The following is a 12,282-nucleotide window of genomic DNA, read 5'->3' as shown; positions in this document are numbered from 1 at the left end:
GTAAAGACATGGCACAGGGAGATACCAATATTACGGTGGTGGGCAACATCGTTGCTGACCCCGAGCTGCGCTTCACCCCGGCGGGTGCGGCAGTAGCTAACTTCCGCGTCGCCTCCACCCCTCGTCGCTATAACTCGCAGACGAATCAGTGGGAAGACGGCGAAGCTATGTTCCTGACCTGCAACGTATGGCGTCAGGCAGCGGAAAACGTTGCCGAGACCATGTCTAAGGGCATGCGCGTCATCGTTACCGGCCGCTTGAAGCAGCGTTCCTTCCAAACCCGTGAGGGCGATAACCGCACCGTATTCGAGATTGACGTCGACGAAGTCGGCCCGTCTCTGCGCTACGCCACCGCCCAGGTAAACCGCAATCCGCGTGAGGGCGGCAATAACTTTGGCGGTGGCCAGCAGCGTTCGAATAACAATAATCAGGGCGGTTTTGGAGGCGGCCAGCAACAGCAGCCGCAGCAGAACCAGGCTCCTTCTGAGGATCCGTGGAACTCCGCACCACCTGCCGGTGGTTTCGGAGGCGCTGATTCTGAACCTCCGTTTTAAGTCTGTCACCCGCAACTATTCAACTAACTCAATTGAAAGGCAGGGATCATGAAGCTGATCCTCACCGCTGCCGTTGAGAACCTCGGCGCCGCTGGCGAAATTGTTGAGGTTAAGGACGGCTACGGACGTAACTACCTGCTTCCTCGCGGCCTGGCCATCGTGGCTACCCGCGGCGCAGAGAAGCAGATTGAGGGCATCAAGCGTGCCCAGGAAGCTCGCGAGATTCGCGACCTGGATCACGCACGTGAGGTCCGCAACCAGCTCGAGCAGCTGACGGATGTCAAGGTAGAGGTTAAGACCTCCGAATCCGGTAAGCTCTTCGGTTCCGTTCAAGCAGAAGACATTGTCAACGCCGTCTCCAAGGCCGGTGGCCCCAAGCTGGATAAGCGCATCGTTGTGCTTCCTAAGGGCCTGGTCAAGAAGACCGGCAACTACCAGGTCGAGCTGAAGCTGCACGCTGATGTTATCGGCAAGGTGAACTTCTCGGTCGTTGCTGCCTAACTAGGCGCACGACGGTCCATATAGACCCAAAGACAACAGCAACGCTTTAGGCCTCAAGTTCCCGCTATGTGAGGTGGCAGGAACTTGAGGCCTTTAGCGCGTTTTCACCGGGCTGTGGATAACTGTGGAATTCTGTGGATAACTCTTTGGCAAATTAACTCTATGTTTACGCGGAGGCCTTTTTATTAACCCGCAGGTCAGGCCGCTTATCCACGCAGGGTGTGCCTATTTTCACACCTAGAAAAACATGCTCTGAGCTGGGAATTTGATTTGTGCAGGTCATAGAGTTTTGGAGTTATCCACAGGCCTATGCAGGGCAGATATGGGCAAAGGCTCTCGCGACCTGCAATTTTCACAGCGCCCTGTGGATAACTGTGGAAGTTATGCCCAGGGGGTGGTGTCTGGGCACTAGACTACACTGAGATTCCGATACGCTCGCTCGAATAGCTACAAGGGGGAAGACATGACCAACGCCAGTTTTGATGATGAACACCTGCCACCGGAGCCGCCGCCGGAGGAAGAACCGGCCCCACGCCGCCGCTATCAGCAGGAAGAGCCAAAGCGCTATGGCGAGTTCCGCCAACCCCCCGCGGACCGCGAAGCGGAGCAGGGTGTTCTGGGCGCAATGTTGCTCAGTCCCCATACGGTGATGGAAGTCATTGAAGAGCTGGAGCCAGAGGATTTTTACTATCCGGCGCACACGTTGATTTACCGCGCCATGCTGGATCTATATTCCGAGGGCAAGGACGTCGACGCCGTCATTTTGGCCTCCCAGCTCGACCGCTTTAATAACCTCGAGCGCGTTGGCGGCGCCCCCTATCTCCACACGCTGCTGGCCACGGTGCCCACGGCTGCAAACGCTCGCTACTACGCCGAAATCGTCGCGGAAAAGGCAGTATTGCGCAAGCTTGTGGATGCCGGCACGCGCGTAGTACAGCTCGGATTTTCCGGCACCGAAGACGCAGAAATCGAGTCCGTGCTGGACCGTGCGCAGCAGGAAGTTTTCGCCGTCGCCCAGCGCAAGACGGCAGAAGATTACCGAGTCCTGGGAGACCTTATTGACCCGACCATTGATGAGCTCGCTGCCCTGCAGCAAGCCGGCGGCGTGGAGCTAGGCGTGCCTACTGGCTTCATCGACCTCGATAAGTTGACCAACGGCCTTCACGCGGGCCAGATGGTCATCGTTGCTGCTCGCCCTGGTGTGGGTAAATCGACCCTGGCCATGGACTTTATGCGCTCCTGCTCCTTGCAGCACGGTAAGTCTTCGGTGATTTTCTCTCTCGAGATGTCAGCTTCTGAGATTGTCATGCGCCTGCTCTCGGCGGAATCAGAGGTGAAGCTGGCCGATATGCGCGGTGGCCGAGTTTCCACCGAGGACTGGGCAAAGATCGATGAGACCCTCAACCGAGTGCAAGACGCCCCACTCTTCATTGATGACTCACCGAACCTCACGATGATGGAAATTCGGTCCAAGGCCCGCCGCCTCAAGCAGCAGCACGGCCTGGATCTCATCGTCTTGGACTACCTGCAACTAATGTCTTCGGGCAAAAAGGTTGAGTCCCGCCAGCAAGAGGTCTCTGAGTTTTCCCGTCAGCTGAAACTCCTGGCCAAGGAGCTGGAGGTTCCTCTCATCGCGATCTCGCAGCTGAACCGCGGACCTGAGGCGCGTACGGATAAAAAGCCGCAGCTTGCGGACCTTCGTGAGTCTGGCTCGCTGGAGCAGGACGCCGATATGGTCATGCTGCTCTACCGTCCCGATTCCCAGGACCGCGATAATGAGCGCGCCGGCGAGGCGGATATTATCCTAGCTAAGCACCGTGGCGGCCCGATCGATACCGTGCAGGTGGCTCACCAGCTGCACTACTCCAAGTTCGTCAATATGGCGCACGGATAAATTATAGGTCCACCACCGCGTTGGGATCGCCCAATCGTGGGCCGAGTATGACCAATACCAAGAAAACCGCAGCTGCGGCAAGGGTTAACCAGCGCCACACAGGGAAAAGGCGTTTGCCGCACAGGCGTGCCAATACAGCACCGATGAATGCGCCTATGGTGTTAAATATGAGGTCGTCAATATCCGTTCGCCCAAGCGCAAACGCATATTGGCACACCTCCAGCGCTAGGCTCAGGCCAAATCCCCACGCCGCAGTAGTTTTAATGGAACGGCACAGACTAAACACCAGCATTCCAAACGGGATAAAGAAGGCTGTGTTTCCCGCGTACTCAAATAGCGGACCAAACCAGCTGCCGCCGGAGAATTCATCCAGTGGCACCCAGCGCAGTTCTCGTGCACGCTGATTTTCCGGCTTCCACAAATAGCCGATCTGGTAGAAAGGCTTGAGCGTGGTCAATGCGACCATAACGGCCGTCCACGCGGCGAGGGAGAGCCTACTGAGCAAGCGCTATTCCTTTCTGCTCGGGCAGACTGAAGGCGGCGGCAGCCGCAATGGCAAACGCTGCGGCGAATACAACAAATAACCAGGCCGTCCCACCCGCAGCAAGCAGTGGCGGGACAATAAGTGGCGCTGCAATAGATGCTAGCCTACCGAAGCCTGCTGCCGCTCCCGTACCACGCCCTCGCAGTGAAGTGGGATACAGCTCCGGACCGATGGCATAGAGGGCTCCCCAGGCGCCGAGGTTGAAGAAGGAGAGCAGACAACCAGCCAGGATGATTAATGCTTCCGTAGCTGCTGCTCCATATAGGCCGGCCGCTGCTGCCGAGCCGAGCAGGAATACCGCGAGGGTTACCCGCCTGCCCCAGAGCTCGATGAGCCAAGCTGCCACCGCGTAGCCAGGCAGCTGGGCAAGGGTGATGATGAGGGTGAAACTAAACGACTTCACTAGGGAGAAACCGTCGGCTACTAGCAGAGAGGGAATCCAGATGAAGGCGCCATAGTAGGAGAGGTTTACACAGAACCAAATGGTCCATAACGCTGCGGTCCGCCTTCGTAGCTGCGGACTCCAAATAGACGCTGCGGGGGAAGGCGTGGGGTCTGGGAGGGCATCGTCCAGCGGACGATCTTCTGCCGCGGCTTCGAAACTGGCAACGATAGCTTCGGCCTCATCATGACGGCCCTTGGATTCAAGAAAGCGCACAGATTCTGGTAGACCGCGGCGCACATAGATTGAATACGCGGCTGGCAGCATGCCAAGGGCCAGGGCCCAGCGCCATCCGGATTCACCCGTGCTCACTACGAAAGTGCCGATGATGGCCGCAAGGATCCATCCCAATGCCCAGAATGCCTCGAGAATGACTACCATCCTTCCGCGGACCCGTCGAGGCGCAAATTCGGATATGAGCGTGGAGGCAACTGGTAGCTCGGCTCCGAGGCCCAGCCCGACGATGAATCGGAAGAAGATGAGAACCGTAAGTCCCCCAGCTAGCGCGGAAGCCCCTGTTGCCAAACCGTAGATAAGCAAGGTGAGAGAAAAGACATTGCGGCGCCCGAATTTATCTGCCAGCAATCCGCCAAAGGTTGCGCCGAGCGCCATGCCAAGGAAGCCTGCTGAGGCTAACCAAGAGGTCTGGCTAGGACCTAGATCCCAGTGAACGGCAAGGGCGGCCATGATGAAGGAGATTAGCCCTACATCCATGGCATCAAGCGCCCATCCAAGGCCGGAACCTAGGAGTAGGCGCTTGTGCTTAGAGGTGACGGGAAGGCGATCGAGACGTTCGGTGCGGCTGAGCATGCGATAATACTATCGCTGAACAGAAAAACCTTTCAGGCGTAGTGAGTTGGTAACTACAAAAACCGAGCTCAGTGCCATGGCAAGGCCGGCCAGTAGGGGGTTGAGCCAGCCCAGCGCGGCCACGGGAATGAGTATGACGTTATAGGCAAAGGCCCAGAAAAGGTTGCCCTTAATAATTGCTAGTGTGCGGCGCGAGAGCCGAATAGCATCAGCAGCGCAACGCAGATCGCCATTCATGAGGGTGATATCGGAGGCTTCGATGGCTACATCGGTACCCGCGCCCATGGCGAGGCCGAGGTCGGCTTGGGCCAGTGCGGCGGCGTCGTTAATGCCATCGCCCACCATCGCCACGGTGTGCCCGGCGGACTGCAACTTCTTGATGTGGTTTACCTTGTCTTCTGGTAGTACCTCGGCGCTGACGTGTTCGATCCCCACCTCGGCGGCCACGGCGCGGGCGGCCCCAGCGTTATCGCCGGTCAGCAGGTAAGGGGTAAGCCCCAGCTCCTTCATTTGGGCCACAGCGGCCGCCGAGCTCGGCTTGATAGTATCGCGGACCTCAATGATTCCAGCGGGTTGGCCGTCCACGGAGACAACCACCGGCGTGGCACCAGAATCTTGTGCCTCGCGGAACGGTGCTTCTAAGTCACCCAAAGGGCCTTGCGGCTTGCCGACGCCCACCCGGGCTCCCTCCACAGTTCCTTCCACGCCACCCGGAACTACTGCGAAGTCGGTAGCCGGCTTAACGTCGCGCTCTTTGGCTATGGCGCGCGCGATGGGATGCTCGGAGTTGTGTTCCACGGCTGCGGCTAAGTCGAGGACGTCGCCGTGTACGGCGGTAACGGACATCTCTCCGGCCGTGACCGTGCCGGTCTTATCCATGACGATGGTATCGATTTGCCGTGTAGATTCCAGGATCTCCGGGCCTTTAATGACAAGCCCCAGCTGCGCGCCGCGGCCGGTGCCGACGAGGATCGCCGTGGGCGTCGCCAAGCCCATGGCGCAAGGGCAGGCCACAATGAGGACGGAGACCGCGGCGATAAAGGCCGGGGCCACCCCGCCGAAGAGGAGATGGGCGAGGAGTGTTAGCACTGCTACGGCGATGACCGCGGGGACGAAGACTTGCGCAATGCGGTCCACGAGGCGCTGTACTGGTGCCTTGGACGTTTGTGCATCCGTGACCAGCTGGGCCATTTGGGCCAGTACCGTGTCCTCGCCCACCTTGGTCGCTCGAACTTCAAGCTTGCCGGAGGCATTAATGGTCGCGCCGGTCACTGCATCGCCGGAGCCGACCTCAACGGGCACGGGCTCGCCGGTAATCATGGAGGCGTCGACCGCCGAATTGCCGGCAACAACGATGCCATCGGTGGCAATCTTTTCGCCCGGGCGTACTACGAAGACATCGCCTACTTGCAACTGGGCAATTGGAATGCGCTGCTCGCCTCCCTCGCGCAGCACCGAAGCTTCCTTAGCTCCTAGGGAGAGTAGCTCCCGCAGGGCCTCAGAGGACTGGCCCTTGGCTCGTGCCTCGAACCACCGACCGAGCAGGAGGAAGGTAATGACCATGCCCACGGACTCGAAATAGATGTGATCCATCTGTGCCGCGTTCGCGTCCAGCGTCATGTGCATTTTCATGCCCGGTTCGCCCGCGTTGCCGAAAAATAGCGCCCACAGCGACCAAAAGTAGGCCGCTGAGGTTCCCATGGTGATAAGCGTGTCCATGGTAAAAGAACCGTGCTTGAGGTTCGTCCACGTAGCAGTGTGGAAAGGCGCGCCGCCGAAGACGAAAACGATGGTGGCTACGATGGCACAGGCCCACTGCCAATTGGGAAATTGCAACGCCGGCCACATCGATACCACCATGAGCGGTAGCGATAGTGCGCCGGAGATAACGGTGCGGCGCAGCAATCCCCCGTCACTGTTCTTCTCGGCTTGGGGCTCCTCCGTCTTTGCCGCTGCCATATCGAAGGCGCCGTAACCCGCACCCTCTACCACCGAAATGAGCTCCTGTGGACTTACCGTCTGGGAGTCGTACTCGATGGCCGCCGCTTCGGTAGCGAAGTTGACGCTGGCGTTTACTCCGTCGAGCTTGTTTAGCTTGCGCTCGACGCGGGAGGAGCAGGAGGTGCACGTCATGCCCGTGACGCCAAGGTCCAAGTGGGACATAGTCTCGCCTACTTCAGTGTGTAGCCGGCTTCTGCTACGGCGGCCGCTACTTGCTCGTCGGTGAAATCGGTTCCGGTAACCGTAACGGCGCCGGTGGTGTGGTCAGCAGTGACTTCACTAACGCCGGAAATCTCGCCGACTTCTTCCTTTACTGACATTTCGCAATGTCCGCAGGTCATGCCCTCTACGGTGTAGTTCTTGGTGCTCATAATGATCCTTTCTTAGAGTTGGTTTCTGGGCTCATTCTATACCCCCTAGGGGTATATGTCAAGGATATTTCATGTACGTTGGGGAATAAAGCAATCCGCAAAGGAGTTAGAACGATCATGGCTACTATCGATGTCACCGAAGAAAACTTTGAAGAAACCGTCACCGGCGAGGGCATCACGCTTGTAGATGCGTGGGCCGATTGGTGCGGCCCTTGCAAGCGCTTTGCGCCGGTTTTTGAAAAGGCCTCCGAAGAGCACACGGATGCCACCTTTGCCAAGCTCGACACTGAAGCGAATCAGGGCTTGGCATCCGCGCTGGAGATTCAGTCCATTCCTACGTTGATGATCTTCCGCGATGGCATCCTTGTCTTCCGTGAAGCTGGAGCTCTGCCTCCCGCGGCCTTGGAGGACCTGTTGAAGCAGGTGAAGGACCTCGACATGGAAGAGGTTCGCCGCCAAGTAGAAGAGCAGAATGCGCAGGGTTAAACCCACCAACTTCCTCGGCGCTTTCTGGTGAGTATCGCTAAACTCGCTAGAAAGCGTCTTTTTTATGACCAAAGGAGAAGATAATGGCTAATCCCTTCAGCAAGGGCTGGAAGTACATGATGAGTTCCTTCGATCAGAAGATTGATGAGAACGCTGACCCAAAGGTGCAGATCCAGCAGGCCGTCCAGGCTGCGAAGGAGCAGCACCAGCAGATTTCTGATCACGCTGCAGAAATCATCGGTCATAAGTCCCAGCTGGAGATGCAGATGAACCGCCTGGTTAAGTCTCAGCAGGATTACCAGTCTCAAACCCAGCGTGCGTTGGAGCTGGCGGACTCTGCAGAGGACCCGCAAAAGGCCTCCGAGTACAATCAGGCTGCCGAAGTTGTTGCTTCCCAGCTGGTTGCAGTGGAGCAGGAGCTGGAAGACGTTAAGCAGCAGTACGCAGCCGCAGAGCAGGCTGCCGCGCAGGCCAAGAGCCAGCAGCAGCAGTCTGAAGCGCGCTTGAAGGAACAACTAGCGCAGGTTAGCCAGCTGGAGGCTCAGGCGGACCAGGCGGCTATGCAAGAAAAGAACGCCCAGGCTATTGATTCCATGAATCAGCTCAACCCGGACGATTCCGTACCTACTCTTGATTCCGTGCGTGCCAAGATTGAAAAGCGCTACGCCGATGCCCTTGGCGCCCAAGAATTGCAGCACGCCACCGGCGGCGATCGCATTAATGAGATCCAAGCCGCCGGCAATGACATGAAGGCGACTGCGCGCCTCGATGCCATCCGGGCGGATCTTAAAAAGAAGAAAGAGCTCGAATCCGGGGATTAATTCTGCCGGCGAACGTTAATCAGAACCCCACGAATACCGGAGTGGAATCCATCGCGCAGGTTCACGCGCTGGGTTTCGGTCAGGGTGTATTCGTGCAGGGTTTCGCAGGCAAACTGCAACAGCGGGCGGTCTATCTCCGGGGGAAGCCCGCCGCCTGAAAGTAGGTGTGCCTGATCGCGCTGCTCGGTGCTAGCAGCGTTATCGAACCACCACGAGGCGTATTGCTGGCCCACATCAAAGGGGGATTGGAACCCAGCCGAGCTCCATACTTCCTCCGGCAGCGGCACATACTTGGAGCGCAGCTTGCGGCGCGGTGCCATCATGGATGGCTTGGGTGCCGGCTTCTCCGCGGGAGAGTCCTCCTCGGCGGGGGAATCCTCTGCAGCATCCACCTTGGGCGGAGCCGGCTTGGGTGTCGGGGCCGGGGTGGGTTTTTCTGTGGCGCCGAAGGCTGCCTCCACCTCTGAGGGCTCGCCGCATTCATCCGGTTCGGGCATTTCCTCGCCATCTTTATGCGCATTTTCGCGCACCACTGGAGGAAGCGGGCCTTCTAGGACCTGCAATTCCATAGCGTCTGCGAAGTCCTCGCGAGGGTCCAAGATGGTGGTGGAATCGCAGGCATGGCGCAGTGCGGAGGACATGGAGTCCCAGCCAAACCCATAAAGATGGACACGGATGCCGTTATCCACGGCCGCTTGAGCGCCGGGAATCATGTCCGCATCGCCACTGACGAGCACAAAGTCAGTGAATTGGCCCTTCATGGCGGCGATGACCATGTCTGCCACGAGGCGGGTATCTACGGCCTTCTGGGTGCGGCGCTCGCCCCATTCGATGAGCTGACCGGTGCGCAGCTGGACTCCTTCGCAGGTGCGTAGTGCACGCTGGTAGCGGTGCGGGCCGGTGTCGGGAATGCCGTCATACCAGTATTGGCGTTGGATGGGGGTCCCAAGTTGGTTCTCGATCATCCCGCCCATAGTGCTGACCACCTCGGGCAGGTCAATCTCTAGTTGTGCGCGGGCACCCGTTTCCCACGAGTTATAAAAGCTAGCGAGCAAGTATGAGGTATCGACAAAGACGAGTGTGCGTTCAAGCATGGCTCCTAAGTTCCGTTCTAATTGTTCTAAATAAAAATCTTTGTGGTTTCCAGTGTGCCCCATTAGTCACAAAACGTCGATAACCTTGGACAAAATCCCAGCGCAGTGGCAGCAAAAAAGTTTTCTCTTTGGAAGTATTGCAGGGGTGGGGTGTTGCCGATATGGTTGGTTACACAAGTAACTAACCAACGAACCGAGGGTCAATGGATAATTCCACGCAACCACTCTTCCGCCAGATTGCTTCCTTGGTGGAGGACGCCATCGTGGACGGAACCTTGGGCGAGGGGGATAGGGCCCCTTCCACTAATGAGCTTGCTGATTTTCACAACATCAACCCGGCCACGGCCCGCAAGGGCATCAGCCTCCTGGTGGATATCGGGGTGCTGGATAAGCGCCGTGGCATCGGCATGTTTGTGGCGGAAGGGGCCCTGGCGACTATCCGCGAGCGGCGGAGAGCGGACTTTGCGGCGGAATACATGGCACCGCTGGTCGATGAAGCCGTCCGCCTTGGCTACAACCGCGCCCAGCTCCACGACCTATTTGATCGCGTCGCAGAAAGTCGAGGAATGTACTCATGATTACAACACGAGAATTCACTTTTGCTGATGGCCTCACACACGGCTTAGTTGGCCCCAATGGCATTGGCAAAACCACGCTCCTGCGCAAAATAGCTGGCCAAATCCAATCTGGCGGTATTACGGTCTTCGGGGAAGAGCCCTTTGACAAGCAATCGGTCCTTAACCGGGTCATTTTGATGGGGATTGATAACCCACTGCCGGATTCCTGGGGCATCGGAAAGCTGGGCGTCATTGGTAAGGCGCGCTGGCCGCGTTGGGATGAGGAGCGGTTCAATGAGCTGTTGGTTCGCTTCGACGTACCGGCCAAGGCCTATTCTTCCCTGTCCCGCGGGCAAAAGTCTGCGGTGGGCTTCATCTTCGCCGTTGCTTCTGGCTGCGAAGTCATGCTCCTCGACGAACCCTATCTGGGCCTCGATACACAGCGCCGCGAGCTCTTTTATCAGGTGCTGCGCGAGGAGCACGGCCGTACCATCGTCATCTCCACCCATCACCTCAATGAGGTGGCCGGCCTCCTCGATACCGTCTCGCTTATGGGGGATAACCCCATTTCCGGTCCCATCGATGACTTCATCGAGGGAATTCTGGAGCTCACCGGTCCATCCGAGTCCCTCACCGCAGCGGCCGAAGAGCTTGGCCTTCCTGAGCTGACTAGGGAAACTACGTCCTTAGGGGATCGCGTGCTTATCGACGCCCGCTCCGCTTCCACCGACCCCATTTTCCGCACGGCCCAGGCCTACGGCCTGCGAGTCAATGAGGTCTCCTTGGAGCGAGCGGTGCTGGCATTGGAGGAGAAAGCATGAAGCTACTGTGGTACCTAGGCGATTGGTGGAGCTGGTCCTTTTTCTTTGTTGCTTTGCTGGTCATGCCCGTCATGGCGCAGGGAGCGTGGAACGTGTTCCCGGTGATCTTTTCTTTGTCGCTAATACTTACCCTGGCACCAGACTTTAAGAAGTACCAGCTGGTGGGTCTGGGTTCGAAAATCTGGAATGAGCATCGCCGCAGTCTTGTTGCCCTGTGCGCATTGGCGGCAGCTATTGGCGCCCTCACCATGCAGTTGTGGTGGGCATTGCCGATCTATGCCGTCGCAGCGGCGTGGTCTATGTACCGCAAAGCTGCGCCTCAACGGACCGGGTACACCACCACCGGCACCCAACCCTCAAGCAGATTCGGATGGTTCCCCCGCACCTTGGCTGGGCAAACTATTTACCGCCGGCAGGTCAAGGCATGGGGTGCTGCGTGTCTGGCACAAGCAATCGGATTTGTCCTTAGCCGGTATAAGGAGGAAATCCCGTTGCTTGGTTTCCTTGGCATCTTTATCTGGGCACTGTCAATTGCGATGCTCGCTGCAGCTTTCCACAGTTTGCGAGTATCTCTGCGCGAATACACGGTACTTGGTGGAAGCCGTGCTGTTTGGTCCCGGCATACTGCCGTGCTCGGCCTGATACCTGTCCTAGTCGCGAGCGCCTTTAGCGCGGTACTGACGAACGACGGTGAACTTATAGCGGACATCGTGCTGCTTAGTGCCACCTGCGCCCCTGTGGTGGTCAGCGTGGAATTTCTGGGAAAGAAGAACTGGTATCTACCCGCTCTCTATCTGGTCCTCGTTGCCGCGATGGCTCTTCTGCATACTCTGGTGCCGGTCTCTGCGGGTACCCAGCTTTTGTTGGCGGTCGCCTTCTATGCAGTCTGGGCATTGACGCTGCCCAGCTACATTCGCCGAGCAAATGCACACCGTGGCGGAATGAGTGCTTGGATGGGCATATCTTAAACCACTCAAAAGGAGCTTTGGCCTGGGGATTTGTGTTTGTTTAAGTGGCTGTGTAACTTAATACGAGTCAGCGCGACCGACAGCGCCCCACAGGAAAAGAAAAGTTCCTGGCTGAAGCGGCGATAGGAAAACAGGCCCTGACAAAACAAAATTCTTTTTGCTCACAATGAGCTGCACGCCATAATGTGTGGTTATTGTGTGGTGATGATGTTTGAGAACTCAATAGTGTGCCAATGTACTTTTTATTTTTTGTGTGCATGGTTGTGTGTTGATTGGTTTGTCTGCCAGCAGGCCTAGGTGGTTTGTTGGTTGGTGTGTGCCGGTTGGGTATGTGGAACATGTACCTTTTTGAATGCTGTTTGGTGTTTCGGCTGCATTGAGATGGATTGGTTGGCATGTGATTGTGTTCAACTTTTTT

The 12,282-nt window shown here is 57.6% G+C and carries 13 protein-coding genes; 8 read left to right on the top strand and 5 right to left on the bottom strand.

Features of this window, described 5'->3' with window-relative positions; all coding sequences use genetic code 11:
• Nucleotides 1–8: 8 nt before the first annotated feature.
• From RAE04_RS04840 to dnaB, 3 genes are all read left to right on the top strand, one after another.
• Nucleotides 9–554: a single-stranded DNA-binding protein gene (locus RAE04_RS04840; RefSeq protein ID WP_005325943.1), complete on the top strand. Its 546-nt coding sequence runs from the start codon at nt 9–11 to the stop codon at nt 552–554.
• Nucleotides 555–602: 48 nt separating this feature from the next.
• A complete protein-coding gene (rplI, locus tag RAE04_RS04835) occupies nt 603–1,055 on the top strand; it encodes a 50S ribosomal protein L9 (protein WP_005325949.1) in 453 nt (150 codons plus the stop codon).
• A gap of 463 nt (nt 1,056–1,518) precedes the next feature.
• On the top strand, nt 1,519–2,949 hold the full coding sequence (gene dnaB / locus RAE04_RS04830) for a replicative DNA helicase (protein WP_005325950.1): 1,431 nt from the start codon (nt 1,519–1,521) through the stop codon (nt 2,947–2,949).
• 1 nt (nt 2,950) lies between these two features.
• Here dnaB and RAE04_RS04825 read toward each other — a convergent pair whose 3' ends face one another.
• From RAE04_RS04825 to RAE04_RS04810, 4 genes are read right to left on the bottom strand one after another with little or no spacing between them, the layout of a single operon-like run.
• Nucleotides 2,951–3,415, bottom strand: coding sequence for a VanZ family protein (locus RAE04_RS04825; protein ID WP_317026612.1), 465 nt, complete (start codon nt 3,413–3,415; stop codon nt 2,951–2,953).
• A gap of 28 nt (nt 3,416–3,443) precedes the next feature.
• Nucleotides 3,444–4,745 (bottom strand): MFS transporter, encoded by a 1,302-nt coding sequence (locus RAE04_RS04820; RefSeq protein ID WP_239274346.1) that lies wholly within the window; start codon nt 4,743–4,745, stop codon nt 3,444–3,446.
• 9 nt (nt 4,746–4,754) lie between these two features.
• Nucleotides 4,755–6,908 (bottom strand): heavy metal translocating P-type ATPase, encoded by a 2,154-nt coding sequence (locus tag RAE04_RS04815; RefSeq protein WP_317026611.1) that lies wholly within the window; start codon nt 6,906–6,908, stop codon nt 4,755–4,757.
• 8 nt (nt 6,909–6,916) lie between these two features.
• Nucleotides 6,917–7,117, bottom strand: a complete 201-nt coding sequence (locus RAE04_RS04810; protein WP_005325954.1) for a heavy-metal-associated domain-containing protein — start codon at nt 7,115–7,117, stop codon at nt 6,917–6,919.
• Here RAE04_RS04810 and trxA point away from each other — a divergent pair.
• Both trxA and RAE04_RS04800 read left to right on the top strand, forming a co-directional pair.
• The gene (trxA, locus tag RAE04_RS04805; protein ID WP_408933170.1) at nt 7,073–7,603 is read left to right on the top strand and encodes a thioredoxin; all 531 of its coding nucleotides are present in this window, start codon (nt 7,073–7,075) and stop codon (nt 7,601–7,603) included. The two genes, RAE04_RS04810 and trxA, sit on opposite strands and share 45 nt — an antisense overlap.
• Before the next feature lie 83 nt (nt 7,604–7,686).
• Nucleotides 7,687–8,424, top strand: a complete 738-nt coding sequence (locus tag RAE04_RS04800; protein WP_005325958.1) for a PspA/IM30 family protein — start codon at nt 7,687–7,689, stop codon at nt 8,422–8,424.
• Here RAE04_RS04800 and RAE04_RS04795 read toward each other — a convergent pair.
• Nucleotides 8,421–9,518, bottom strand: a complete 1,098-nt coding sequence (locus RAE04_RS04795) for an NYN domain-containing protein (RefSeq protein WP_269953947.1) — start codon at nt 9,516–9,518, stop codon at nt 8,421–8,423. The two genes, RAE04_RS04800 and RAE04_RS04795, sit on opposite strands and share 4 nt — an antisense overlap.
• Nucleotides 9,519–9,721: 203 nt before the next feature.
• On the opposite strand from RAE04_RS04795, the gene RAE04_RS04790 reads away from it, so the two are divergent.
• Genes RAE04_RS04790 through RAE04_RS04780 form a run of 3 tightly spaced genes read left to right on the top strand, consistent with a single transcriptional unit; the run spans nt 9,722 to nt 11,864 of the window.
• Complete coding sequence (locus tag RAE04_RS04790; protein ID WP_005325961.1) at nt 9,722–10,096, top strand: GntR family transcriptional regulator; 375 nt, start codon at nt 9,722–9,724, stop codon at nt 10,094–10,096.
• Complete coding sequence (locus RAE04_RS04785) at nt 10,093–10,896, top strand: AAA family ATPase (RefSeq protein WP_317026610.1); 804 nt, start codon at nt 10,093–10,095, stop codon at nt 10,894–10,896. The genes RAE04_RS04790 and RAE04_RS04785 overlap by 4 nt, the downstream gene beginning before the upstream one ends.
• Nucleotides 10,893–11,864, top strand: coding sequence for a beta-carotene 15,15'-monooxygenase (locus RAE04_RS04780; protein ID WP_317026609.1), 972 nt, complete (start codon nt 10,893–10,895; stop codon nt 11,862–11,864). The genes RAE04_RS04785 and RAE04_RS04780 overlap by 4 nt, the downstream gene beginning before the upstream one ends.
• Nucleotides 11,865–12,282 lie beyond the last annotated feature (418 nt).

The organism is Corynebacterium sp. CTNIH16 (assembly GCF_032821655.1).
GTDB classification, from domain to species: Bacteria; Actinomycetota; Actinomycetes; order Mycobacteriales; family Mycobacteriaceae; genus Corynebacterium; species Corynebacterium marquesiae.
Note: the sequence above shows the minus strand (reverse complement) of the source record. Positions and strands in the feature narration are given on the sequence as shown.